We start from the raw sequence: 22,152 nt of genomic DNA on the forward strand, positions 1-22,152 counted from the left end.
CGGCTTGTGCAAGCTTTCACGAGGGGGACGAGTTACCCGAAACGTCGACGGAGCGCGTTCGCGGCCTCACTCCCAGGGGCCGCGCTTCCGGCGGCCTCACTCCCAGCGGAAGAACTTCGCCGCCGCGCCCAGCCCGAGGACCGCCCACACCGCCAGGATGCCGAGGTCGCCCCACGGCATCGACGCCCCGTGCTGGAGCACCTCGCGCAGACCGTCCGACAGGGCCGCGATCGGCAGCAGCCCGAGCACCGACTGCACCGCGTCCGGGAACTTGTCCAGCGGCACGATGACCCCGCCGCCGACCAGCAGCAGCAGGAAGACCAGGTTGGCCGCGGCGAGCGTCGCCTCCGCCTTGAGCGTCCCGGCCATCAGCAGCCCGAGCCCGGAGAAGGCCGCCGTGCCGAGCACGAGCAGCAGCAGGACGGCGAAGGGGTTGCCGTGCGGCGACCAGCCCAGCGCGAACGCGATCACCGTGAGCAGCACCACCTGCAGCACCTCGGTGACCAGCACCGCGAGGGTCTTGGCGGTCATCAGCGCCCAGCGCGGCAGCGGCGAGGCGCCGAGCCGCTTCAGCACCCCGTACCGCCGCTCGAAACCGGTGGCGATGGCCTGGCCCGTGAAGGCCGTGGACATCACGGCCAGCGCGAGGATGCCGGGGGCCAGGAAGTCGACGGACTCGCCCGCGCCGGTGTCCACGATGTCGACCGCGCTGAACAGCACCAGCAGCAGCGTCGGGATGATCACGGTCAGCAGCAGCTGCTCGCCGTTGCGCAGCAGCATCCGCGTCTCCAGGGCGGTCTGCGCGGTGATCATGCGGCCCAGCGGGGCTGCGCCCGGCTGCGGGGTGTACGTACCGGCGCTCATGCGCGCAGCTCCTTGCCGGTCAGTTCCAGGAAGACGTCCTCCAGCGTGTGCCGCTCCACGGAGATGCCGGACGGCATCACTCCGTTCTGCGCGCACCAGGAGGTGACGGTGGCCAGCAGCTCCGGATTGACGTCACCGCTGATGCGGTACGCGCCGGGGGTGAGCTCGGCCGCCTCGGTGCCGTCGGGCAGCGCCTTCAGCAGCGACCCGACGTCCAGACCGGGGTGACCGGTGAAGCGCAGGGTGTTCTCGGCGCCGCCGCGGCAGAGCGTCTCGGGACTGCCCTGGGCGATGACCTTGCCCGCGTCGATGACGGCGACGTCGTCGGCGAGCTCCTCGGCCTCGTCCATGAAGTGTGTGGTGAGGACGACCGACACCCCGTCGGTGCGCAGCTCGCGTACGAGCTCCCAGGTGGAGCGGCGGGCCTGCGGGTCGAGACCGGCGGTCGGCTCGTCGAGGAAGACCAGTTCGGGGCGGCCGACGACGGCCATCGCCAGGGCGAGCCGCTGCTGCTGGCCGCCGGAGAGCCGCCGGTAGGTCGTACGGCCGCAGCTGCCGAGGCCGAGGCGCTCGATCAGGGTGTCGACGTCCAGCGGGTGGGCGTGGAGCTTCGCCATGTGGCGGAGCATCTCGTCGGCGCGTGCTCCGGAGTAGACACCGCCCGACTGGAGCATCACGCCGATCCGGGGGCGGAGCTTCGCGGCGTCGGTGACCGGGTCGAGGCCGAGGACCCGTACCGTCCCGGCGTCGGGGCGGCGGTAACCCTCGCAGGTCTCGATGGTGGTGGTCTTGCCGGCGCCGTTGGGGCCGAGGACAGCGGTGACGGCCCCGGTGCGTACACACAGGTCGAGGCCGTCCACGGCGGTCTTGCGGCCGTACCGCTTCACCAGGCCGCGGACCTCTACGGCCGACTCGCTCTTCATGGCCGGTAAGTCTAGGCAGGGGCGGAATGACCCCGTCTCCCGGGGCCGAATTAGGTAACCCTAAGTGATGAATGGCACCGTAGATCGTTTCGGACCGTGGTTGTCAGGGCCGGATGAATTACGCAACAATGGCGTTGTGAAATACGTTGGCGAGGCTCCGCAGGAGGAACTCGCGACTGGTGAGCGTTCGACGCGCAACCGGGTCGCGCGCTCCATCCTGGACCACGGCCCGTCCACCGTCGCCGAGCTGGCCAAGCGCCTCGGCCTCACCCAGGCCGCGGTCCGCCGCCATCTCGACGCCCTCGTCTCCGACAGTGTCGTCGAGGCCCGTGAGCAGCGGGTCTACGGGGCGCGGACCCGTGGCCGCCCGGCCAAGGTGTTCGCCCTCACCGACTGCGGCAGGGACGCCTTCGACCAGTCCTACGACAAGCTCGCGGCGGACGCCCTGCGCTGGATCGCCGAGACCGCGGGCGAGGAGGCGGTCACCGCTTTCGCCCGCGCCAGGATCGCGGCCCAGTCCGAGGCGTACCGCACGGCGGTCGAGGCCGCGGACCCCGAGGCCCGCACCGAGGCGCTGGCCAAGGCCTTGTCGGTCGACGGGTACGCTGCTACGGCGCGTGGCGCGCCCGGTCCGCAGCAGGGCGAGCAGCTGTGCCAGCACCACTGCCCGGTCGCCCATGTCGCCGAGCAGTACCCGCAGCTGTGCGAGGCGGAGACGGAGTTCTTCTCCAGCCTCCTCGGGACGCATGTGCAGCGTCTGGCCACCATCGCCCACGGCGACGGTGTGTGCACGACGTACATTCCGCGCAGCGGCCACTCAGCACCACAGACCACCAATTCAGCATCTGCAAGCACGGCCGGGAGGAACCCCGCATGACGCTCCCTACGGAGACTGCCCACCCTGAGCTCGAGGGTCTGGGCACGTACGAATTCGGCTGGGCCGACTCCGACGCGGCGGGCTCCGCAGCCAAGCGCGGGCTCTCCGAGGAGGTAGTCCGCGACATCTCGGCCAAGAAGAACGAGCCCGAGTGGATGCTGAAGCTGCGCCTCAAGGGCCTGCGGCTCTTCGACAAGAAGCCCATGCCGAACTGGGGCTCCGACCTCTCGGGCATCGACTTCGACAACATCAAGTACTTCGTGCGGTCCACCGAGAAGCAGGCGGAGTCCTGGGAGGACCTGCCCGAGGACATCAAGAACACCTACGACAAGCTCGGCATCCCGGAGGCGGAGAAGCAGCGACTGGTCGCCGGTGTCGCCGCGCAGTACGAGTCCGAGGTCGTCTACCACCAGATCCGTGAGGACCTGGAGGAGCAGGGCGTCATCTTCCTCGACACCGACACCGCGCTGAAGGAGCACCCGGAGCTCTTCAAGGAGTACTTCGGCACCGTCATCCCGGTCGGCGACAACAAGTTCGCCTCGCTGAACTCGGCCGTGTGGTCCGGCGGCTCGTTCATCTACGTGCCCAAGGGTGTCCGCGTCGACATCCCGCTGCAGGCCTACTTCCGTATCAACACGGAGAACATGGGCCAGTTCGAGCGGACGCTGATCATCGTCGACGAGGACGCCTACGTCCACTACGTCGAGGGCTGCACCGCCCCGATCTACTCCTCCGACTCGCTGCACTCCGCGGTCGTCGAGATCATCGTGAAGAAGGGCGGCCGCTGCCGCTACACGACGATCCAGAACTGGTCGAACAACGTGTACAACCTGGTCACCAAGCGCGCCGTGGCCTACGAGGGCGCGACCATGGAGTGGGTCGACGGCAACATCGGCTCCAAGGTCACCATGAAGTACCCGGCCGTCTACCTGATGGGCGAGCACGCCAAGGGCGAGACCCTCTCCATCGCCTTCGCGGGCGAGGGCCAGCACCAGGACGCGGGCGCCAAGATGGTCCACATGGCGCCGAACACCTCCTCCAACATCGTCTCCAAGTCGGTGGCGCGAGGCGGCGGCCGCACCTCCTACCGCGGCCTGATCGAGATCGGCGAGGGCGCGCCGGGCGCGAAGTCCAACGTTCTCTGTGACGCGCTGCTGGTCGACACGATCTCCCGCTCCGACACCTACCCCTACGTCGATGTCCGTGAGGACGACGTGTCGATGGGGCACGAGGCGACCGTCTCCAAGGTCTCCGAGGACCAGCTCTTCTACCTGATGAGCCGTGGTCTGACGGAGTTCGAGGCGATGGCGATGATCGTGCGCGGCTTCGTCGAGCCGATCGCGAAGGAGCTGCCGATGGAGTACGCCCTCGAGCTCAACCGGCTGATCGAGCTGCAGATGGAGGGCTCGGTCGGCTAGCACGGCCCGACGACCGAATCCCCCGACTTTTGACAGAGAAAGCGAGCACTACGACAGCCATGGCTGAGGCTCAGAACATTCCGGCGGGGTCCACCACCACCGGGTCCATCGCGGTGGCCGCCGAGTCGACCGTCGCCACGCGCATGAGCGCCCCCCCCTCCTTCGACGTCGCGGACTTCCCGGTCCCGCACGGCCGCGAGGAGGAGTGGCGGTTCACGCCGCTGGAGCGGCTGCGCGGGCTGCACGACGGCACGGCCGTCGCCAACGGCGGCGGTGTGAAGGTCGCGATCGAGGCCCCCGAGGGCGTCACGGTCGAGACCGTCGGCCGCGACGACGCCCGGCTCGGCAAGGCCGGCATCCCGGTGGACCGCGTCGCCGCCCAGGCGTACACGTCCTTCGAACAGGCGTCCGTCGTCACGGTCGCCAAGGAGGCCGTGCTCACCGAGCCGATCCGCATCGCGGTGCACGGCGAGGGCGGCGTGGCCTACGGCCACCAGGTCATCGAGCTGGGTGCCTTCGCCGAGGCCGTCGTCGTCATCGACCACACCGGTGACGCGGTGCTCGCCGCCAACGTCGACTACGTCCTCGGTGACGGCGCGAAGCTCACCGTCGTCTCCGTGCAGGACTGGGACGAGACCGCCGTCCACGTCGGCCAGCACAACGCGCTGGTCGGCCGGGACGCCTCGTTCAAGTCGATCGTCGTCACCTTCGGCGGTGACCTCGTCCGTCTCCACCCGCGCGTCAGCTACGCGGGCACCGGCGGCGAGGCCGAGCTCTTCGGTCTGTACTTCACCGACAAGGGCCAGCACCAGGAGCACCGCCTCCTGGTCGACCACAACACCCCGCACTGCAAGTCCAACGCCGCCTACAAGGGCGCGCTCCAGGGCGAAGGCGCACACGCGGTGTGGATCGGTGACGTCCTCATCCGGGCCAGGGCCGAGGGCACCGACACCTACGAGATGAACCGCAACCTCGTCCTCACGGACGGCGCGCGGGTCGACTCGGTGCCCAACCTGGAGATCGAGACCGGCGAGATCGTCGGCGCCGGCCACGCCTCCGCGACCGGCCGCTTCGACGACGAGCAGCTCTTCTACCTGATGTCCCGTGGCATCCCGGCCGAGGAGGCCCGTCGGCTCGTCGTGCGCGGCTTCTTCGCCGAGCTCGTCCAGCAGATCGGTCTGCCGGACGTCGAGGCGCGGCTGCTCGACAAGATCGAGACCGAGCTGAAGGCTTCCGTCTGATGGCCTTCGTCAAAGCCTGTGCGCTGAGTGAGCTGGAGGACGACACCCCGAAGCGGGTGGAGCTCGACGGCGTCCCGGTGTCCGTCGTCCGTACCGAGGGCGAGGTGTTCGCGATCAACGACATCTGCTCGCACGCGAACGTCTCACTGTCCGAGGGAGAGGTCGAGGACTGCATGATCGAGTGCTGGCTGCACGGCTCCAGCTTCGACCTGCGCACCGGCAAGCCGTCCGGCCTTCCCGCGACGCGCCCCGTCCCCGTATACCCCGTCAAGATCGAAGGGGACGATGTGCTCGTCTCCGTCACCCAGGAGTCCTGAGTCACCCATGGCAACGCTTGAAATCCGCGACCTGCACGTTTCCGTCGAGGCCGACAACGCCACGAAGGAGATCCTCAAGGGCGTCGACCTGACCGTGAAGCAGGGCGAGACCCACGCCATCATGGGCCCCAACGGGTCCGGCAAGTCCACCCTCGCGTACTCCCTCGCGGGTCACCCCAAGTACACGATCACCAGCGGTTCGGTGACCCTGGACGGCGAGGACGTCCTGGAGATGACCGTCGACGAGCGCGCCCGCGCCGGTCTGTTCCTCGCGATGCAGTACCCGGTCGAGATCCCTGGTGTCTCGGTCTCCAACTTCCTCCGCACCTCCGCCACCGCCGTCCGCGGCGAGGCCCCCAAGCTGCGTACCTGGGTGAAGGAGGTCAAGGAGACGATGGCCGGGCTCCAGATGGACCCGGCGTTCGCCGAGCGCAACGTCAACGAGGGCTTCTCCGGCGGTGAGAAGAAGCGCCACGAGATCCTTCAGCTGGAGCTCCTCAAGCCGAAGGTCGCGATCCTCGACGAGACCGACTCCGGTCTGGACGTCGACGCCCTGCGCATCGTCTCCGAGGGCGTCAACCGGGTCCGCGAGACCGGCGAGGTCGGCACCCTGCTGATCACGCACTACACGCGGATCCTCCGCTACATCAAGCCCGACTTCGTGCACGTCTTCGCCAACGGCCGCATTGCCGAGTCCGGCGGCGCCGAGCTCGCCGACAAGCTGGAGAACGAGGGCTACGAGGCATATGTGAAGGGTGGCGCTTCCGCGTGACACAGCTGCCGGGCCTCCTCGACACCGAGGCGATCCGCAAGGACTTCCCCCTGCTGGATCGTACGGTCCACGACGGGAAGAAGATCGTCTACCTGGACAGCGCCGCGACCTCGCAGAAGCCGCGCCAGGTGCTCGACGCCCTCAACGAGTACTACGAGCGGCACAACGCCAACGTGCATCGCGGTGTGTACACGATCGCGGAGGAGGCCACGGCGCTGTACGAAGGCGCCCGTGACAAGGTCGCCGCGTTCATCAACGCGCCCAGCCGCAACGAGGTGATCTTCACCAAGAACGCCTCCGAGTCGCTCAACCTCGTGGCCAACATGCTCGGCTGGGCCGATGAGCCCTACCGGGTGGACCACGACACCGAGATCGTCACCACGGAGATGGAGCACCACTCCAACATCGTGCCGTGGCAGCTGCTCTCGCAGCGCACCGGCGCGAAGCTGAAGTGGTTCGGCATCACCGACGACGGCCGGCTCGACCTGTCCAACATCGAAGAGATCATCACGGAGAAGACGAAGATCGTCTCCTTCACCCTGGTCTCCAACATCATGGGCACGATCAACCCGGTCGAGAAGATCATCCGCCGGGCCCAGCAGGTCGGCGCGCTGGTCTGCATCGACGCCTCGCAGGCCGCCCCGCACATGGTGCTCGACGTGCAGGCGCTGCAGGCCGACTTCGTGGCCTTCACCGGTCACAAGATGGTCGGCCCGACCGGCATCGGCGTGCTCTGGGGACGGCAGGAGCTCCTGGAGGACCTGCCGCCGTTCCTCGGTGGCGGCGAGATGATCGAGACCGTGTCGATGCACTCGTCGACGTACGCCCCCGCGCCGCACAAGTTCGAGGCCGGTACGCCCCCGATCGCCCAGGCCGTCGGCCTCGGCGCGGCCGTGGACTACCTCTCGGCGATCGGCATGGAGAAGATCTACCGGCACGAGCACGCGATCACCGAGTACGCGGTGAAGCGGCTCCTGGAGGTCCCGGACCTCAGGATCATCGGTCCGGCGACGGCCGAGGACCGTGGCGCCACGATCTCCTTCACGCTCGGCGACATCCACCCGCACGACGTGGGCCAGGTGCTCGACGAACAGGGCATCGCGGTCCGGGTCGGACACCACTGCGCACGGCCGGTCTGCCTGCGGTACGGAATTCCTGCGACGACGCGAGCGTCGTTCTATCTGTACTCCACGCCCGCCGAGGTCGACGCCCTGGTGGACGGACTGGAACACGTACGGAACTTTTTCGGTTAATTGGCAGAGCGGCTGAGGGTTGACTGGTGAAGCTTGATTCCATGTACCAGGAAGTGATCCTGGACCACTACAAGCACCCCCACGGGCGCGGCCTGCGGGACGGCGACGCCGAGGTGCACCACGTCAACCCGACGTGCGGCGACGAGATCACTCTCCGGGTGAAGTACGACGGCGAGACCATCGTCGACGTGTCGTACGAGGGCCAGGGCTGCTCCATCAGCCAGGCCAGCGCCTCCGTTTTGAACGACCTGCTGGTCGGCAAGGAACTGGGCCAGGCGCAGAAGATCCAGGAGACCTTCCTGGAGCTGATGCAGTCCAAGGGCCAGCTGGAGCCGGACGACGCGATGGAGGAGGTGCTGGAGGACGCGGTCGCGTTCGCCGGCGTCTCGAAGTACCCGGCCCGGGTGAAGTGCGCGCTGCTGAGCTGGATGGCGTGGAAGGACGCGACGGCGAAAGCGCTGTCCGAAGGGAAGACGGCATGAGCGACAACGAGACTCTCACCACCAAGCCGGCCTCCGAGGAGGAGGTCCGCGAGGCGCTGTACGACGTGGTCGACCCCGAGCTGGGCATCGACGTCGTCAACCTGGGCCTGATCTACGGCATCCACATCGACGACGCCAATATCGCCACGCTCGACATGACGCTGACGTCCGCGGCCTGCCCGCTGACCGATGTCATCGAGGACCAGGCGAAGTCCGCGACCGACGGCATCGTCAACGAGCTGCGGATCAACTGGGTCTGGATGCCGCCGTGGGGCCCCGACAAGATCACGGACGACGGGCGCGAGCAGCTGCGCGCCCTGGGCTTCAACGTCTGAGCCCACCGCCGACGACGAACGGCCCCCGGCCCGGGGGCCGTTTTTCGTCGTTGCTTCGTCTGCCGTACGCATGATGTGTGTCTCTTGTTGGCATGGGTACCGGAACGTACCCGCGACACCACGCCGACGAGAGGCATGCCGTGCTGCATCAGTTTTCGCTCCCCGACCGCAGGGCGGCCGCCGCCGCGAGCGGCGTGCTCCTGCTGGCCGCCCTGGGGATCAACACCCCCGCGCACGCCGCGAGTTACGGAACGCCGACGATCGGGCTCTCGGTCTCCTACCTCTCCGGCGCCGTCGGCGCGACCGGTGACCCGGTGGTGACCGTCACCGTCGCGCAGAGCGGGGCCGAGGCGACCGCGCTCGGCGTGGCGGCGTCCGCCAGCTCCAAGCCGTCCGTCGCCGGGACCGGTGACGTGACCGTGACGGGGACCGGGAGCACCCGGAAGCTCACGGTCGCCGCGCACGGGCGCGGCTACACCGACCTCACGATCAAGGTCACCGGACTCGGCGGCAAGACCGCCACCAGGACGCTGCACTACGCCGCCTCCGCCGCCGTGCAGAACGCCGCCGACACCCGCTACCTCACCGGTTCCTCGGACTCCTCGGCCGCCGTCGACGTCGGTGGCGGCTACGTGGTCGTGGCCGACGACGAGTCCAACACGCTGCGCCTGTACGACCGTTCCGCCTCCGGTGCGCCGGTGAAGACCTGGGACGTCGGCTCGAAGCTCGGGGTGTCGAAGGAGATCGACATCGAGGGCGCGGCACGGGCCGGCAACACCATCTACTGGACCGGTTCGCTCGGCAACAACAAGGACGGCGAGTACAAGTCCGGCCGCAACACCGTCTTCACCACGACGGTGACCGGGTCGGGCGCCGCCACCCAGCTGACGGTGGGCGGCTTGTACAAGAAGCTCCGTGACGACCTCGTCGCCTGGGACGAGGCGAACGGCGACCGGCTCGGCTTCGCAGCGGGGACGGCGGACGGTGAAGCGCCCAAGCAGATCGACGGGTTCAACATCGAGGGCCTGGAGTTCGCGCCCGGCTCGACGACCACCGCGTACCTTGGCTTCCGGGCGCCCCTGGTGCCGCCGAAGTCGGGAGGCAAGGCCCTGATCGTGCCCGTCACCAACTTCGACAAGGTGGCCGGCAGCGGGGCGAAGGCGGTCATGGGCGCGCCGATCGAGCTGGACCTCGGCGGGCTCAGCATCCGGGACATCCGGAAGAACGCCGCCGACCAGTATCTGATCGTGGCCGGTTCCTGGGCTGCCGACGACAACTCCGACCCGTACGCCCTCTACACCTGGGACGGTGTCGCCGCGCACGCGCCGGTCAAGCGGGCCGATCTGCCGACGGCGGACCCGGGTGGCTGGGAGGCCGTCGTGGAGGTGCCGGACCTGACGGTTCCGGGCACCCGGGCGCAGCTGATCACGGATGCCGGATCGGCCGATCTGTACGGGGACGGCACGGAGGCGAAGGACCTCGACCACGCCGAATGGAAGAAGTCCCGGGCCGTCTGGTTCACCGTCGGCGGCTGATGGGTCGAACGCCCTTGTGATGCGATGTTGTGCACGGCCATGCCCGCCGGACAGACTGGCGGGCATGGCCGTTTCCTTTTACAGCATCGTCGTCGACACCCACGATCTGCCGTCGCTCGCCCGCTTCTGGTGCCAAGTGCTCGACTGGCAGCTGCTCTTCGAGGCCGAGGACGAGATCGTCATCGGTGCCGACAAGTCCGCCTGTCCCGGTATCACCTTCGTTCCCGTACCGGAGGGGAAGACGGTCAAGAACCGGCTGCACATCGATCTCGCCCCCGACGACCTGGACGCCGAGGTCGAGCGCATCATCGGGCTCGGGGCGCGGCGGGCCGACATCGGGCAGCAGCCGGATGTGTCCTGGGTGGTGCTGGAGGACCCCGAGGGGAACGAGTTCTGTGTGCTGACGCCGAAGAACTCGCTCATCGACTGAGAGCGGGACCGGGCGGGCCTTCGCGGGCCCGTCCTAGGGGCCGTACTGCGGGCCGTACTGCGGGGGTACGGCTGCCGCCTCGGCGAGGGCCGGGCCCAGGTTCTCCGTACGCATGCGCCGGTCGACGTAGAGCAGCCCGGTCACCAGCTGCGGGAACGTCGCCGAGATGAACTGACCGATCAGCTGTCCCAGTGCCATGATCACCAGGTAGCCGCTCATGGCGAAGATGATCGCGGCGGGGTTCGGGTCCTCGTCCAGGGTCGAGCCGCCGATGATGCCGGAGAACATGCCGAGGAACGAGAACGGAATCTGGATGATGTAGTTCGCCACGGCGGCCAGGGCGAAGGCGAGCAGGGTGATCCCGAGGACCCGCCACCAGTCGCCGCGCACCAACTGCGAGGAGCGTCGCAGCGCGGCCACCGGGGACTGCCCCTCGAACACCGCGGCCGAGGGCGCCAGGCAGAACTTCACCCAGAGCCAGATCGCGAGCGGGGCGGTGGCCAGGGCGCCCAGGAAGCCGAGCGCGGCCCACAACGCGACATCGCCCCCGTGCGCCAGGGTGATGGCGCCGATCATGAACGCGAAGAAGCCGACCACCACGAGCACCGTCGGGATCATCGCGATCAGGAAGGTCAGGACCACCGTTCCGAACACCGCCGGTACGCGGGACCAGGCCCGGCGCCAGATGACGGAGAAGGTGGTCGGCCTGCCCAGCACCGCCTCCTGCAGAATTGCGGGAACGGTCGCGTACATCATGGCCGTTCCGACCGCGAAGACGATCAGGGCGAGCAGCCAGACGACACCGAGACCCACCACGATCGGCACCACGTCGGACGACGCCGGGTCCTCGTCCGCGCTGAGCGCGATGATCCGGTGCAGATGACCGCTGACCGCCGAGTACCCGATCAGGACCACGGCGGCCATGAACACCAGCGACCCGCCGTACACGGCCGCGCCGATGCCGAACAGCTGCTTCCAGTAGCGCCCCAACGTGCTGAAGGCGCCGCTGAATATGTCCCCGAGCTTCAGGGGCACCAGCGGTATCACCCCGGGCTTCGGCGGTGGCATCCAGCCGCCCCATCCCGGGGGTCCCGGGGGCCCTCCGTACGGTGCTCCGCCGCCCCACCCTGCGTCCTGCGCCACTGCTGCTCCGTCGTATGTCGTTGTCCGGTGTGCTGGTCGGGACACCGTAGCGTCCCGGCCGGCGGGAAGCGCCCGTACCGTCACGCGGACGGCGATGCGTACACTCGTACACATGGGATACGGACTGCTGGCCGCGGCGATCGCGGCGGAGGTGGCCGGCACGACGGCCATGAAGTACAGCGAGGGCTTCACCCGGCTCTGGCCCTCGCTGATCACCGTCGCGGGATACCTGGTGGCCTTCGGGCTGCTCGCCCAGACGCTGAAGACGCTGTCGGTGGGCACCGCCTACGCCATCTGGGCCGGGATCGGCACCGCGGCGGTCGCCGCCATCGGCATCCTCTTCATGGGGGAGTCCGGCGGCCCGGTCAAGCTGGCGGGCATAGCGCTGGTCATCGCCGGAGTGGTGGTACTGAATCTGGGCGGGGCCCACTGATGGCGCGCCGCTACGACCCCGAGCGGCGCGACCGGATCATCGACGCCGCGATCAGGGTGGTCGGCGCCGGGGGCATCGCAGGGCTGAGCCACCGCTCCGTCGCGGCCGAGGCCGATGTGCCGCTCGGCTCGACGACATATCACTTCGCCTCGCTGGACGAGCTGTTGATCGCCGCGCTGCGCCGGTCGAACGAGAACTTCGCCGAGGTCATACGGGCGAGCGAGGCCCTGACCGACCCGGAGTCCGACCTCGCCGCGGAGCTGGCCGGGCTGCTGGGGGCGTACTTCTCCGGCGGGCGCGGACGGGCCGAGCTGGAGTACGAGCTGTATCTCGCCGCACTCCGCAGGCCCGCGCTGCGGCCCGTCGCCGCCGAGTGGACCGACGGCACCGCCGAGCTGCTGTCCCGGCGGACCGATCCGGCCACGGCGCGGGCGCTGATCGCGCTCATGGACGGGATCTGTCTGCAGGTGCTGCTCACCGGCGGCGAGTACGACGAGGCGTACGCGCGCGAGATGCTGGGGCGGATCGCCGGATGACGGCTCCGCCCGCGCGTGCGGACCGATGCCCGGGGCCGCACCCCCGGACGCCGGGGTGACCGCGACGCGCGGGCCGCTCCGCCCGCGGGCGTCCCTCAAGCGCCGGACGGGTCCCCGCTCCGTACCGCCGTCAGGGCCGCCCGGACGCTCGCCTCGATGTCCGTGATCGGATACAGCGCCTCGCGAACCGTCCGGTCGCGGTCCACCACCAGCGTCAGCCGCTTCATCCGGCTGGTTCCCCCCGCGCGGAAGGTCGGCAGGCGCAGCGCCGCCGTCAGTTCCAGCTCCGCGTCGGACAGCAGCGGGAACCGCAGCCGCTCCGCGTCCGCGAAGGCCCGCTGCTCGTCCGGGCGTTGGGTGGAGACCCCGTGCACGGTCGCGCCGGCCGCCGTGAACTCGGCCAACTGGTCGCGATACGTGCAGGATTCGAGCGTGCAGCCGCTCGCCCCCGGGATCTCGGACCAGCCCGGCGGATAGGCGTCCCGGCGGGCATAGGCGCCGGGGAAGAAGTACAGGACGGTGTACGGGGTGTCGGCGACCGGGTCGCGCGGCGCGCCGTCGTGGTCCAGCAGCCGCAGTGCGGGCAGGCGGGTGCCCACCAGGGCGTGCACCCGGGCCGCCTCCTTCGAACTCTCCGCGGCCGTCGCCATCGTTTCCCCTTCCCCCAGCACCCAGGTGTCGCCCCAGTCCTGGAGCGCGATCAGTACGGGCAGCAGTGCGCGGCCCCGCCGGGTGAGCCGGTACTCGTACCGGGGCGGCCGGTCCTGGTACGGCTCCCGGGAGAGCACCCCCGCGTCGACCAGCAGCCGCAGCCGCTCGGTCAGCACCTTGCGGGACACGCCCAGCTCTTCCTGGAGCGCGTCGAAGCGATGCACCCCGCGCGCCGTGTCCCGCACGATCAGCAGGGTCCACCAGTCGCCCACGACATCGAGCGCCTGGGCGATCGCGCAGTCGGCGTCGGCCAGGCTGGTGCGCTGAGGCATGGGCTCCTCCGTCGGTCTCCGTATCCGCCTCTTACCGGATTGACCAGCAGGAAAGCATGATGTCATAGTCGGTTCCCAAAAGAAACTTACTGGGGAGGGTGCTGGGGATGAGTTTCTTCGGGGTCGTGCGGGACGTACCGCGCACGGTGCGGCTGCTGGCCTTCGGCTCCTTCCTCAACGGAGTCGTCAGCTTCACCTTCGTCTATCTCTTCGTCTATCTGACCGGCCCGCGCGGGCTGAGCGTCCCGCAGGCCGGGGTCGTCGCGGGCATCGGCGGCATCGGCCTCGTCGCGGGGAACTTCACCGGCGGCTGGTTCGGCGACCGCTACGGCCACCGCCGGATGCTCCTGACCGGCGCGCTGGTCAGCGGGGCGGCGCTCGCGTCCCTGCCGGTCCTTCCGATCGCGGCGATGTACGGGGTGCTGCCGCTCGCGCAGTACGCCGCGGGCGTCGTGCGCGCGGCCAACTCCGCACTCGTCGCGGTCTCCGTCCCCGAGGGCGGACGGCGCCAGAGCTTCGCCCTCGTGCGGGCCGCGGGCAATGCCGCGTTCGCCGTGGGACCGCCGCTGGGCGCGCTGATCGCCGCCCGCTTCTCGTACGACTGGCTGTTCGTCGCCGACGGCCTCGGGACCCTGCTCTTCGCCGGGTACGCGGCGACGGTGCTCCCGGCGCACGGCACCGCGCACGGCCGGCCGGCCCACGACCCCGGTGCGCCCGGCCTCTGGCGGGAGCTGCGGGCCAGGCCCGCCGTGCTGGTCCTGCTCGCCGCGATCCTCTGCGTCGACCTCGTCTACCGGCAGCAGTACTCGACCCTGCCCGTCTTCCTCACCGAGCACGGCCACGGCGCCCAGTTCTACGGCTGGCTGCTGGCGGTCAACGGCGGCGTCATCCTGCTGCTGGAACTCCCCGCGGCGCACGCGCTGCGCCGACGGGCGCCGCTGGGCATCGTGGGCACCGGGCTGCTGCTGGTGGGGCTGGGCTACGCGGTGCTGATCCCGGGCGCCGGGGCGCTGTTCGCCATCACCATGATGGCCTCGCTGACCGCGGGCGAGATCCTCTACAAGACCACTGCGACGGCGTACGTCGCCGATCAGGCTCCCGCCCATGCGCAGGGCCGCTTCCAGAGCCTGTACGCGGGCGCCTCCATCAGCGGCCAGGTGCTGGCGCCGCCGCTCGGCGGTGCGCTCTACGTCCACGCGCCCGGACTGCTCTGGCCCGCGTGCGCGGTACTGGCCTGTGGCGCGGGGGCGGCGGTGCTGGCGGCGCGGCGGCTGCGGGGGCCGGTACGCGAGCAGGCTCCCGCGCGTACCCCCGAACGGCAGGCGCAGCCCGGCTGACCGGGTGGCCGGGGGCGCCGGGTGCCACGTCGCGACCATCGGGCGGGCTCCGGGGCCCGCGCCGCGACCATCCGGCGAGACCGGTTGGCTCCCGCGGTGCCTCGCCGGTTAGGTTTCGTGTCATGACCGACACGACTCCTGCTCGCACCACCGGCGCCGTCGCCGCCGGCCTCGCCACCATCGCCGGCGACGGTTCCGTTCTCGACACCTGGTTCCCCGCCCCCGAGCTCACCGCCGAGCCCGGCCCCGCCGGAACCGAACGGCTCACCCCCGACCAGGCCGTCAACCTCCTCGGCGAGGGGGCCGCCAAGGCCATCGGCGTGGACGCCCGCCGCGGTGTCGAGATCGTCGCCGTACGTACGGTCATCGCCTCGCTCGACGACAAGCCGCTCGACGCCCACGACGCGTACCTGCGCCTGCACCTCCTCTCGCACCGCCTCGTCCAGCCGCACGGCCAGAACCTGGACGGACTCTTCGGCCTGCTCACCAACGTCGCCTGGACCTCGCTCGGCCCGGTCGCCGTGGACGACGTGGAGAAGGTGCGGCTGAACGCCCGCGCCGAGGGCCTGCACCTCCAGGTCACCTCGGTCGACAAGTTCCCCCGGATGACGGACTACGTCGCGCCGAAGGGCGTCCGGATCGCCGACGCCGACCGGGTCCGCCTCGGCGCGCACCTCGCCGCCGGCACGACCGTCATGCACGAGGGCTTCGTCAACTTCAACGCGGGCACCCTCGGCACGTCGATGGTCGAGGGCCGCATCTCCGCGGGTGTCGTCGTCGGCAACGGCTCCGACATCGGCGGCGGCGCCTCCACCATGGGCACCCTCTCCGGCGGCGGCAAGGAGCGCATCGTCATCGGCGAGCGCTGCCTGATCGGCGCCGAGGCCGGCGTCGGGATCGCGCTCGGCGACGAGTGCGTCGTCGAGGCCGGGCTCTACGTCACGGCCGGTACCCGCATCACGCTGCCGGACGGCCAGATCGTCAAGGCCCGCGAGCTCTCCGGCGCCTCGAACATCCTCTTCCGCCGCAACTCGGTCTCCGGCGCCGTCGAAGCCCGCCCGAACAACGCGGTCTGGGACGGCCTCAACGACGTCCTGCACAGCCACAACTAATCCGCGGCGGAAAGCAGTTCCTCGTAGATCCTCCGCAGCCCGTCGGTCGCCTCGCGCCCGGCGGGCTGCAGCGGTTCGCGGACCGGTCCGGCGCCGAGCAGCGCCTTGGCCGTGACCGTGCCGGGCAGCCCGGACGCCATCATCGCCTCGGCGAGGGGGAGGACCAGCCGGTTGAGCCGGGCGGCCCCGGCGGTGTCCCCGGCGTCGAACGCGTCCAGGACCGCCCTCAGCCGACGGGGCGCCACATTGGCGACCGTGCTGACATAGCCCGCCGCGCCCACCGCGTACAACGGCAGATTCAGCTCCTCGCAGCCCGAGTAGTACGCCAGCGAGGTCGCGCCGATCACCTTCGTGGAGCCGAGCAGGTCGTACGCGCAGTCCTTCACGGCCGCGACGCGGGGGTGCTCCGCGAGCCGCAGCAGGGTCTCCGGCTCGATGCGGGTGCCGGTGCGGCCGGGGATGTCGTACAGCATCAGCGGAAGGCCGGTCGCGTCGGCGACGCGCCTGAAGTGCGCCTCGACGGCGGCCTGCGGCGGCCGGCTGTAGTACGGCGCCACCACCAACAGGCCGTCCGCGCCCGCCTGTTCGGCCTGCTGGGCGAGGTCCACGGTGTGCCGGGTGTCCGCGCTGCCGACCCCGGCGACGATCGGCACGCCGTCGCCGACCGCCGCCCGCAGCAGCGCGGTCTTCTCGGCGTCGGTGGTGGTCGGCGACTCGCCGGTGGTACCGCTCAGCACCAGGCCGTCGCAACCATCGGCGACCAGGGCGGCGGCATGCTTCCCGGCGGCGTCCGGGTCCAGCTCGCCGGCGGCGGTGAACGGCGTGATCATGGCGCAGAGCGCGCGGCCGAAGGGGGCTGTGGGTGCGGTCATACCCGAAGTCTCGGTCGACCGGACCGTGAAGGTCCACTTAGATCTGCTTGGGGTGAGGGGGAAGCAGCACTCAACAGTCGCCGGGGCCGGGCCGAGCGCTCTGGCATGATCGAACGTCTATGCGGCAGGCCGAGACCGGGGTGGGTGCGTGAGCGTGCGAGGACTGGCAGGGGCGGGGACCGGAACGGGGCACGGGAGACGAAGGCCGGTGACGGCGGTGCTCCTGACCGGGGTGCTGGGGCTCTCGCTCTCCGGATGCGCCGGGTTCCTCGTACCGGCGGGCGAGGGCGAGCCGGAACCGACGCCGAACGTGCCCCGGCTGCCCGGCGGAGTGCACGCCGACAAGCTGCCGACCCCGTTCCCCGCCGACAAGCTGCCGACCCCGTTCCCCAGCGTCTCCACCAGACTTCCCGACCGTCCTCCGGCCGCGCAGGGGCCCGCCCCCACACCCACCGTCCCGGCGGGCTGCCCGTCCTCCGGCGTCGTCGTCGGCATGGGCGAGGTGGAGGCGGCGCTCGGCCACCGGGCCGTCGGGCTCACCCTCACCAACTGCGGCAGCAAGCCGTACCGGGTCCACGGCTACCCGTCCGTCCGGGCCCTGGACGAGGCCGGCGACCCGCTGCCCGTCCCGGTGAACCCGGGCTCCTCCTACATGGGCAGCGACCCCGGGCCGAAGGAGGTCATGCTGAAACCGGGAGAGACCGTGCGCTCGCTCCTGGCCTGGGTCTCCACCCCGACCGGCGGCGACCTCATCGAGGGCGACGCCCTGGAGATCGCACCGGCCCCCGGCCTGGAGGCGCGCACCTTCCCGCTCAAGGGCAGCGACGTACGGCTGCTCGACGAGCTCAACATGACCGCGTGGCGGACCGGCCCCGCGTAGCAGCACCACGGCGGCGCGGAGTCAGAGGGCGAGCTTGAAGCCCTCGTGGCTGCGGGCGAAGCCCAGCGACTCGTAGAACCGGTGCGCGTCCGCGCGCGGCTTGCCGCTGGTCAGCTGCATCAGCCCGCACCCCCGCAGCCGGGCCCGGCCGACGGCCTGCCTCATCAGCTCCCGCCCCAGCCCGCCGCCCCGCCGGTCGGCCCTGACCCGTACCGCCTCGATCAGCACCCGCTCCTCGCCGTTCCTGCCGAGCCCCGGTATGTACGTCGCCTGGGCGCAGCCCAGCACGGTGTCACCGTCCACCAGCACCAGCATCTCGTTGCGCGGGTCGCTCTCGATGGCGGCGAAGGCCCTCTCGTACGCGTCGTCGACCGCGACCGAGGCCGGTTCGACGACCCGCTCCTCGTCGGCGAGCAGGGCGAGGACGGCCGGCAGGTCGGCCCGGGTGGCGGTGCGAAGGATCATGTTCCCGAGTCTGCCACGGGCGCCGCGCCGCTCAGCGGCGGGCCATGTAGAGGGTGAAGGCCTTGTGGAGCACCTTGTTGATCGGGTAGTCCCACTCGCCGATGTACTCCGCGGCCCGGCCGCCCGTGCCGACCTTGAAGCGCAGCAGGCCCACCAGATGGTTGCTCTCGTCCAGGGTGTCGGTGATGCCGCGCAAGTCGTAGACGGCCGCGCCCCGTTCGTGCGCGTCGCTCATCATGCGCCACTGGATGGCGTTGCTGGGCTGGACCTCGCGCCTGCGGCCGGTCGAGGCGCCGTAGGAGTACCAGACGTGGTTCCCCACGGTCAGCATCGTCGCCGCGGAGAGCGTCTCCCCGTCGTGCTGGGCGAGGTAGAGCCGCATCCGGTCGGGGGCCTCGGCCCGCAGCACGGTCCACATGCGCTGGAAGTAGGCGAGCGGACGAGGGATGAAGCGGTCGCGTTCGGCCGTCTCGCGGTACAGCTCGTAGAAGGCCGGGAGGTCCTCGTAGTCGCCCTCGACGACCTTGACGCCCGCCTTCTCCGCCTTCTTGATGTTGCGGCGCCACTGCTGGTTCAGATTGCCCCGGATCTCCTCCAGCGACAGCCCGGCGAACGGCACCTGGAAGACGTACCGGGGCTGTCCCGCGCTGAAGCCGTCCTCGCTCTCCTCCTCGCCCCGCCGCCAGCCCAGCCCGCGCAGCCGCTCCACGACCTCGGCGGCCCGCGGCTCCTCGGCGTCCGGCGGCACGTCGCGCAGGCGCCCCGAGGCCGGGTCGGCGATGGCGTCCTTGACGGTCCGGGCGTCCCAGCGCCGGGCGACCACCGGCGGGCCCATGCGCACCGAGAAGGCGCCCTGTGCCTTCAGGTGCGCCAGCATCGGCTCCAGCCACTGCCCCAGCTCCGCGCCGTGCCAGTCGATGACCGGGCCCTCCGGCAGATAGGCCAGATAGCGCTTCACCCGGGGGATCGGCCGGTACAGGACGAGCCCGGCCCCGACGATCCGTTCCCCGCCCGCACCGTCCCGCTCGAACCAGCCGATGCTCTCCGCGCGCCAGTCGGGCTTCACATCGCCCCATGACGGAACCTGCATATGGCTCGCGGCCGGACGGCTCGCGACGAACGCCAGATGCTCCTCGCGGCTGATCGTCCTGAGATGGGGTGCCATGCGGTACTCCGTTCGTTGTGCTGTCGGTGGGCCTGACGGTGTCGACAGGGCGTGCTGTTGACCTCAAGCGCGCTTGACCTACCAGGGTGGCCGACAGCGGCGCACCACCCGGGCGCCCCGGTCAGGAGGACCCGTCATGAGCGTGCGATTCCAATCCCGTCCCGATCTTGCCCGAAACGACGTCGGACTCGTCAAGGCGAGCACCTGGGATGTCGGCACCCCGGAGCGCATGCGGCGGACGATCGGGGCCATTCGTGAGGCGTGGGACGGCCGGGACTGGCCCCATCCGGGACTTCTTTCGTACACCGTCCATGCCGGTGAGGACGGGAAGACCCTGTTCCACTACAGCCAGTGGAGTGGTGAGCAGGCATACCAGGACTTCTTCCGGCACGGCAGGGACGAGCGCAACGCGGACATCGACGCCGCGGTGCCGGGCACCCGGCGGCTCGGACTGCACACCCTGGAGCTCTACCGTTCCGTGTCCCTGGGTGAGGGCGACGGGCGGGAGCCGGGCTGCGTCGTGATCGTCGACGTCGAGTTCGAGGGTGCGGACAAGGCGCGGCAACGGGACTGGGTGGACACCGTGTTCGAGGCGCTGGGGACCGACCCGGCGCACGCCCCCGGCGGCATCTCCGGGCACTTCCATGTGAGCACCGACGGGACGCGCGTGCTCAACTACGCCGAATGGGAGAGCGCCGAGGCCCACATCGACGCCCTGGCCGCGCCCGGTGCCGGGATCGGGTCGGTCACGCCGCAGTGGGAGCGGGTGCGGTCGTACCCGGGGGTGACCGGCGGCGGGGTGCACCGGTACACGCCCGCCCTCAGCATCCGGCCGGGGGCGGGCGCGTAGGGCCGCCGCTACGGGCGGAAGCGGAGCACCTGCGGGTCGTGGTCGCTGTTCTGGTCGGCGAACTCGGCGTTGATGTGCACGCTGTCGTAGTGGTAGTCGTGGATCGACGGGCTGGTCAGGATCTGGTCGAGGACCTGGCTGTTGCCCTGGTAGACGTAGCTGTAACGCTCCGAGCGCGGCAGGGACTTGATCGCCGGGTACAGCACGCCCCCGGCCGTCAGCGCCTTGGCCGTGCCGGAGAACTCGAAGTCGTTGATGTCGCCGACGACCAGGACGTCCGCGTTCTTCTGGACGCTCAGCAGCTTCTTGACGAAGGTGTTGACCGCCTGGCCCTGCGTGTGCCGCTGGACCTCCGAGGAACGGGACGGCGGCTGGTGCTCCGAGAAGATGGACTCGTCGCCGCCCTTGGACGCGAAGTGGTTGGCGACGACGAAGACCGGACGGCCGCGGAAGCCGAACTCGCCGACGAGCGGCTTGCGGCTGTTCTCCCACGCCGCGTTCGCCGGGTCGATGCGGCCGGGGGAGAAGGTCAGGGCGGCGCGGCCCCGCTCCCGTACGACATCGGCCGCCGTCGTCGCGTCGCCGCCGGCCCGGTCGGTGAACGAGACCCGCTCCGGGTTGAAGAGGAACACCTGGCGGATGTTGCCGCCGGGCTCGCCGCCGTCCTTCTTGTCCTGCGGGTCGATGGAGCGCCACTCGTACGCCGGGCCGCCCGCCGCCACGATCGCGTCGGTGAACTTCTTCACCGTCAGGTCGGCGGCGACCGTGCCGTCGCTCTTCGCGCCGTTGTTGTCCTGGATCTCCTCCAGCGCCACGATGTCGGGCGAGGCGAGGTTGTCGACGACCGCGGCGGCGAGCGCGTCGAACTTCTCCTGCGGGTCGGTCGGGTCGAGGTTCTCGACGTTGTACGTCGCCACGGCCAGCTCGCCACCGCGCTGCTTGCGGGTGACCTCCCGCCGCAGGCCCTTGGCGGTGACCGTGCCCATGGTGCGGGCGGTCAGCGTGTAGCCGCCGTACTGGTTGAAGTCGAGCGGGCCCTCGGTCGTACCGGACAGCACGTCGCCCACGTCGGCCTTGGGGAAGGGCTGCTCGGCGAGCGGCACCAGGGACTGGATCTGCAGCCGTCCGGTGTTCTGCGAGTCGTACGAGCCGTAGACGGTGCCGCCGCGGCGGGCGTCGTTCTCGCGCGGCTTCACCGTCACCCACAGCTCGGCGTGCGCGTCGGTGGCGCCGACCACCCGCGAGGTGCCGACGCGGATGTTCATGCCTTCGATCGACTCGTAGTAGTCGAGGGCGTAGCGGGACGGCCGCAGGGTCAGCGCGTTGACGGAGCCGCCCGCGGCGGGATCACCCTCCGGGGCGTACCGGGAGGGGACCGAGCGCTCCGAGACCCGCACCGGCTCGGGCAGGGCGTTGCCGGAGGACACCACGGCGACGGTGGGCTTGCTGATCTGGGTGAGCGACTGGTTGCCCGAGTCGAGGCCGCCCGGGACGTACTCGGTGACCGTGCCGGAGACGGTGACCGCGTCACCGACCGCGACGGTGGGCGCGGAGCCGGTGTAGACGAAGACGCCCTCGCTGGTGGCGGGGTCGGCGTCGGGGTTCAGGTCCTGGAACCAGAAGCCCTTCGAGCCGTACGTCCGCACCCCGGTGACGATGCCCGGCACCTCACCGACCTGCCGGCCGACGAGCGGGGATATCCGGGTGGAGCCCTGGATGTCGTGGATCCGGACCTGGCCGTCCACGGTCCGGTCGGGGGTGGTGGAGGCGGACGCGGGAGTGGTGGCGGCGCCGGTGAGCAGACCGGCGGCGAGCGCGGCGGTGACTACGGCGGAGACGGCGGTCGTTCTGGACGATGCGGCAGGCATCACGAACTCCGGGGGTATCGAGGGTCTGAGTGGAGGTCTACGCGCGTCAATCTCTTGTGTG

Annotated in this window: 24 protein-coding genes; 16 read left to right on the forward strand and 8 right to left on the reverse strand. The window is 70.4% G+C overall.

The window, feature by feature from the left end:
- Nucleotides 1–96 precede the first annotated feature (96 nt).
- Together OG520_RS30680 and OG520_RS30685 are read right to left on the reverse strand one after the other, a co-directional pair.
- Nucleotides 97–864: an ABC transporter permease gene (locus OG520_RS30680; RefSeq protein ID WP_399325633.1), complete on the reverse strand. Its 768-nt coding sequence runs from the start codon at nucleotides 862–864 to the stop codon at nucleotides 97–99.
- Nucleotides 861–1,787 carry an ABC transporter ATP-binding protein gene (locus OG520_RS30685; protein ID WP_399325631.1) on the reverse strand — a complete coding sequence of 309 codons (927 nt, stop codon included), beginning with the start codon at nucleotides 1,785–1,787 and terminating at the stop codon, nucleotides 861–863. The genes OG520_RS30680 and OG520_RS30685 overlap by 4 nt, the downstream gene beginning before the upstream one ends.
- 136 nt (nucleotides 1,788–1,923) lie before the next feature.
- On the opposite strand from OG520_RS30685, the gene OG520_RS30690 reads away from it, so the two are divergent.
- From OG520_RS30690 to OG520_RS30735, 10 genes are all read left to right on the forward strand, one after another.
- Nucleotides 1,924–2,664, forward strand: coding sequence for a metalloregulator ArsR/SmtB family transcription factor (locus tag OG520_RS30690; RefSeq protein ID WP_266420955.1), 741 nt, complete (start codon nucleotides 1,924–1,926; stop codon nucleotides 2,662–2,664).
- Nucleotides 2,661–4,082, forward strand: a complete 1,422-nt coding sequence (gene sufB, locus OG520_RS30695; RefSeq protein ID WP_399325628.1) for a Fe-S cluster assembly protein SufB — start codon at nucleotides 2,661–2,663, stop codon at nucleotides 4,080–4,082. Before OG520_RS30690 ends, sufB begins: the two co-directional genes overlap by 4 nt.
- A 59-nt stretch (nucleotides 4,083–4,141) precedes the next feature.
- Complete coding sequence (gene sufD / locus OG520_RS30700) at nucleotides 4,142–5,323, forward strand: Fe-S cluster assembly protein SufD (protein WP_399325627.1); 1,182 nt, start codon at nucleotides 4,142–4,144, stop codon at nucleotides 5,321–5,323.
- The gene (locus OG520_RS30705) at nucleotides 5,323–5,640 is read left to right on the forward strand and encodes a bifunctional 3-phenylpropionate/cinnamic acid dioxygenase ferredoxin subunit (protein ID WP_093539686.1); all 318 of its coding nucleotides are present in this window, start codon (nucleotides 5,323–5,325) and stop codon (nucleotides 5,638–5,640) included. The genes sufD and OG520_RS30705 overlap by 1 nt, the downstream gene beginning before the upstream one ends.
- A 7-nt stretch (nucleotides 5,641–5,647) precedes the next feature.
- On the forward strand, nucleotides 5,648–6,412 hold the full coding sequence (gene sufC / locus OG520_RS30710; RefSeq protein WP_124718331.1) for a Fe-S cluster assembly ATPase SufC: 765 nt from the start codon (nucleotides 5,648–5,650) through the stop codon (nucleotides 6,410–6,412).
- Nucleotides 6,409–7,665, forward strand: coding sequence for a cysteine desulfurase (locus tag OG520_RS30715; protein ID WP_399325626.1), 1,257 nt, complete (start codon nucleotides 6,409–6,411; stop codon nucleotides 7,663–7,665). The genes sufC and OG520_RS30715 overlap by 4 nt, the downstream gene beginning before the upstream one ends.
- A gap of 26 nt (nucleotides 7,666–7,691) precedes the next feature.
- Complete coding sequence (gene sufU, locus OG520_RS30720; RefSeq protein WP_189541171.1) at nucleotides 7,692–8,147, forward strand: Fe-S cluster assembly sulfur transfer protein SufU; 456 nt, start codon at nucleotides 7,692–7,694, stop codon at nucleotides 8,145–8,147.
- Nucleotides 8,144–8,482 carry a metal-sulfur cluster assembly factor gene (locus tag OG520_RS30725; RefSeq protein WP_093539690.1) on the forward strand — a complete coding sequence of 113 codons (339 nt, stop codon included), beginning with the start codon at nucleotides 8,144–8,146 and terminating at the stop codon, nucleotides 8,480–8,482. Before sufU ends, OG520_RS30725 begins: the two co-directional genes overlap by 4 nt.
- Nucleotides 8,483–8,622: 140 nt before the next feature.
- Entirely contained in the window at nucleotides 8,623–10,017 is a 1,395-nt protein-coding gene (locus OG520_RS30730; protein ID WP_406016605.1) for a hypothetical protein, read from the forward strand.
- 64 nt (nucleotides 10,018–10,081) lie between these two features.
- Complete coding sequence (locus OG520_RS30735) at nucleotides 10,082–10,447, forward strand: VOC family protein (protein ID WP_399325621.1); 366 nt, start codon at nucleotides 10,082–10,084, stop codon at nucleotides 10,445–10,447.
- 33 nt (nucleotides 10,448–10,480) lie between these two features.
- Here the strand turns inward: OG520_RS30735 and OG520_RS30740 are convergent, their stop codons facing one another.
- Nucleotides 10,481–11,515 carry a hypothetical protein gene (locus tag OG520_RS30740; protein ID WP_406015314.1) on the reverse strand — a complete coding sequence of 345 codons (1,035 nt, stop codon included), beginning with the start codon at nucleotides 11,513–11,515 and terminating at the stop codon, nucleotides 10,481–10,483.
- A gap of 187 nt (nucleotides 11,516–11,702) precedes the next feature.
- Between OG520_RS30740 and OG520_RS30745 the strand changes: the two genes are divergently transcribed.
- Both OG520_RS30745 and OG520_RS30750 read left to right on the forward strand, forming a co-directional pair.
- A complete protein-coding gene (locus OG520_RS30745; RefSeq protein ID WP_266425973.1) occupies nucleotides 11,703–12,023 on the forward strand; it encodes a multidrug efflux SMR transporter in 321 nt (106 codons plus the stop codon).
- Nucleotides 12,023–12,559, forward strand: a complete 537-nt coding sequence (locus OG520_RS30750) for a TetR/AcrR family transcriptional regulator (protein WP_406015315.1) — start codon at nucleotides 12,023–12,025, stop codon at nucleotides 12,557–12,559. Before OG520_RS30745 ends, OG520_RS30750 begins: the two co-directional genes overlap by 1 nt.
- A gap of 95 nt (nucleotides 12,560–12,654) precedes the next feature.
- On the opposite strand, the gene OG520_RS30755 is transcribed toward OG520_RS30750, so the two are convergent.
- A complete protein-coding gene (locus OG520_RS30755) occupies nucleotides 12,655–13,542 on the reverse strand; it encodes a winged helix-turn-helix transcriptional regulator (protein ID WP_406015316.1) in 888 nt (295 codons plus the stop codon).
- Between the two features lie 107 nt (nucleotides 13,543–13,649).
- On the opposite strand from OG520_RS30755, the gene OG520_RS30760 reads away from it, so the two are divergent.
- Together OG520_RS30760 and dapD are read left to right on the forward strand one after the other, a co-directional pair.
- On the forward strand, nucleotides 13,650–14,879 hold the full coding sequence (locus OG520_RS30760) for an MFS transporter (protein ID WP_406015317.1): 1,230 nt from the start codon (nucleotides 13,650–13,652) through the stop codon (nucleotides 14,877–14,879).
- 122 nt (nucleotides 14,880–15,001) lie between these two features.
- A complete protein-coding gene (gene dapD / locus OG520_RS30765) occupies nucleotides 15,002–15,991 on the forward strand; it encodes a 2,3,4,5-tetrahydropyridine-2,6-dicarboxylate N-succinyltransferase (protein ID WP_399325611.1) in 990 nt (329 codons plus the stop codon).
- Here the strand turns inward: dapD and dapA are convergent.
- Entirely contained in the window at nucleotides 15,988–16,863 is an 876-nt protein-coding gene (gene dapA / locus OG520_RS30770; protein WP_406015318.1) for a 4-hydroxy-tetrahydrodipicolinate synthase, read from the reverse strand. The genes dapD and dapA overlap by 4 nt on opposite strands.
- A 217-nt stretch (nucleotides 16,864–17,080) precedes the next feature.
- Here dapA and OG520_RS30775 point away from each other — a divergent pair, with 217 nt between their 5' ends.
- Nucleotides 17,081–17,743 (forward strand): DUF4232 domain-containing protein, encoded by a 663-nt coding sequence (locus OG520_RS30775; RefSeq protein WP_406016606.1) that lies wholly within the window; start codon nucleotides 17,081–17,083, stop codon nucleotides 17,741–17,743.
- Nucleotides 17,744–17,764: 21 nt separating this feature from the next.
- On the opposite strand, the gene OG520_RS30780 is transcribed toward OG520_RS30775, so the two are convergent.
- Together OG520_RS30780 and OG520_RS30785 are read right to left on the reverse strand one after the other, a co-directional pair.
- The gene (locus OG520_RS30780; RefSeq protein ID WP_406015319.1) at nucleotides 17,765–18,208 is read right to left on the reverse strand and encodes a GNAT family N-acetyltransferase; all 444 of its coding nucleotides are present in this window, start codon (nucleotides 18,206–18,208) and stop codon (nucleotides 17,765–17,767) included.
- Between the two features lie 31 nt (nucleotides 18,209–18,239).
- Entirely contained in the window at nucleotides 18,240–19,373 is a 1,134-nt protein-coding gene (locus OG520_RS30785; protein ID WP_406015320.1) for a lipid II:glycine glycyltransferase FemX, read from the reverse strand.
- Between the two features lie 136 nt (nucleotides 19,374–19,509).
- Here OG520_RS30785 and OG520_RS30790 point away from each other — a divergent pair, with 136 nt between their 5' ends.
- Complete coding sequence (locus OG520_RS30790) at nucleotides 19,510–20,223, forward strand: antibiotic biosynthesis monooxygenase (RefSeq protein ID WP_406015321.1); 714 nt, start codon at nucleotides 19,510–19,512, stop codon at nucleotides 20,221–20,223.
- Nucleotides 20,224–20,231: 8 nt separating this feature from the next.
- Here the strand turns inward: OG520_RS30790 and OG520_RS30795 are convergent, their stop codons facing one another.
- Complete coding sequence (locus OG520_RS30795; RefSeq protein ID WP_406015322.1) at nucleotides 20,232–22,091, reverse strand: endonuclease/exonuclease/phosphatase family protein; 1,860 nt, start codon at nucleotides 22,089–22,091, stop codon at nucleotides 20,232–20,234.
- Nucleotides 22,092–22,152 lie beyond the last annotated feature (61 nt).

It is taken from the genome of Streptomyces sp. NBC_00984, assembly GCF_045162475.1.
Taxonomy (GTDB): Bacteria; Actinomycetota; Actinomycetes; order Streptomycetales; family Streptomycetaceae; genus Streptomyces.

What these genes read in the sequence shown, in the direction of transcription:
- OG520_RS30725 (WP_093539690.1), top strand. Translation starts at nt 8,144, where the DNA reads ATGAGCGACAACGAGACTCTCACCACCAAGCCGGCCTCCGAGGAGGAG.
- OG520_RS30735 (WP_399325621.1), top strand. Translation starts at nt 10,082, where the DNA reads ATGGCCGTTTCCTTTTACAGCATCGTCGTCGACACCCACGATCTGCCG.
- OG520_RS30705 (WP_093539686.1), top strand. Translation starts at nt 5,323, where the DNA reads ATGGCCTTCGTCAAAGCCTGTGCGCTGAGTGAGCTGGAGGACGACACC.
- OG520_RS30740 (WP_406015314.1), bottom strand. Translation starts at nt 11,515, where the DNA reads ATGCCACCGCCGAAGCCCGGGGTGATACCGCTGGTGCCCCTGAAGCTC.
- OG520_RS30780 (WP_406015319.1), bottom strand. Translation starts at nt 18,208, where the DNA reads ATGATCCTTCGCACCGCCACCCGGGCCGACCTGCCGGCCGTCCTCGCC.
- OG520_RS30795 (WP_406015322.1), bottom strand. Translation starts at nt 22,091, where the DNA reads ATGCCTGCCGCATCGTCCAGAACGACCGCCGTCTCCGCCGTAGTCACC.
- sufC (WP_124718331.1), top strand. Translation starts at nt 5,648, where the DNA reads ATGGCAACGCTTGAAATCCGCGACCTGCACGTTTCCGTCGAGGCCGAC.
- OG520_RS30760 (WP_406015317.1), top strand. Translation starts at nt 13,650, where the DNA reads ATGAGTTTCTTCGGGGTCGTGCGGGACGTACCGCGCACGGTGCGGCTG.
- OG520_RS30745 (WP_266425973.1), top strand. Translation starts at nt 11,703, where the DNA reads ATGGGATACGGACTGCTGGCCGCGGCGATCGCGGCGGAGGTGGCCGGC.
- OG520_RS30685 (WP_399325631.1), bottom strand. Translation starts at nt 1,787, where the DNA reads ATGAAGAGCGAGTCGGCCGTAGAGGTCCGCGGCCTGGTGAAGCGGTAC.
- dapA (WP_406015318.1), bottom strand. Translation starts at nt 16,863, where the DNA reads ATGACCGCACCCACAGCCCCCTTCGGCCGCGCGCTCTGCGCCATGATC.
- OG520_RS30790 (WP_406015321.1), top strand. Translation starts at nt 19,510, where the DNA reads ATGAGCGTGCGATTCCAATCCCGTCCCGATCTTGCCCGAAACGACGTC.
- sufB (WP_399325628.1), top strand. Translation starts at nt 2,661, where the DNA reads ATGACGCTCCCTACGGAGACTGCCCACCCTGAGCTCGAGGGTCTGGGC.
- sufD (WP_399325627.1), top strand. Translation starts at nt 4,142, where the DNA reads ATGGCTGAGGCTCAGAACATTCCGGCGGGGTCCACCACCACCGGGTCC.
- OG520_RS30755 (WP_406015316.1), bottom strand. Translation starts at nt 13,542, where the DNA reads ATGCCTCAGCGCACCAGCCTGGCCGACGCCGACTGCGCGATCGCCCAG.
- OG520_RS30785 (WP_406015320.1), bottom strand. Translation starts at nt 19,373, where the DNA reads ATGGCACCCCATCTCAGGACGATCAGCCGCGAGGAGCATCTGGCGTTC.
- OG520_RS30680 (WP_399325633.1), bottom strand. Translation starts at nt 864, where the DNA reads ATGAGCGCCGGTACGTACACCCCGCAGCCGGGCGCAGCCCCGCTGGGC.
- OG520_RS30750 (WP_406015315.1), top strand. Translation starts at nt 12,023, where the DNA reads ATGGCGCGCCGCTACGACCCCGAGCGGCGCGACCGGATCATCGACGCC.
- dapD (WP_399325611.1), top strand. Translation starts at nt 15,002, where the DNA reads ATGACCGACACGACTCCTGCTCGCACCACCGGCGCCGTCGCCGCCGGC.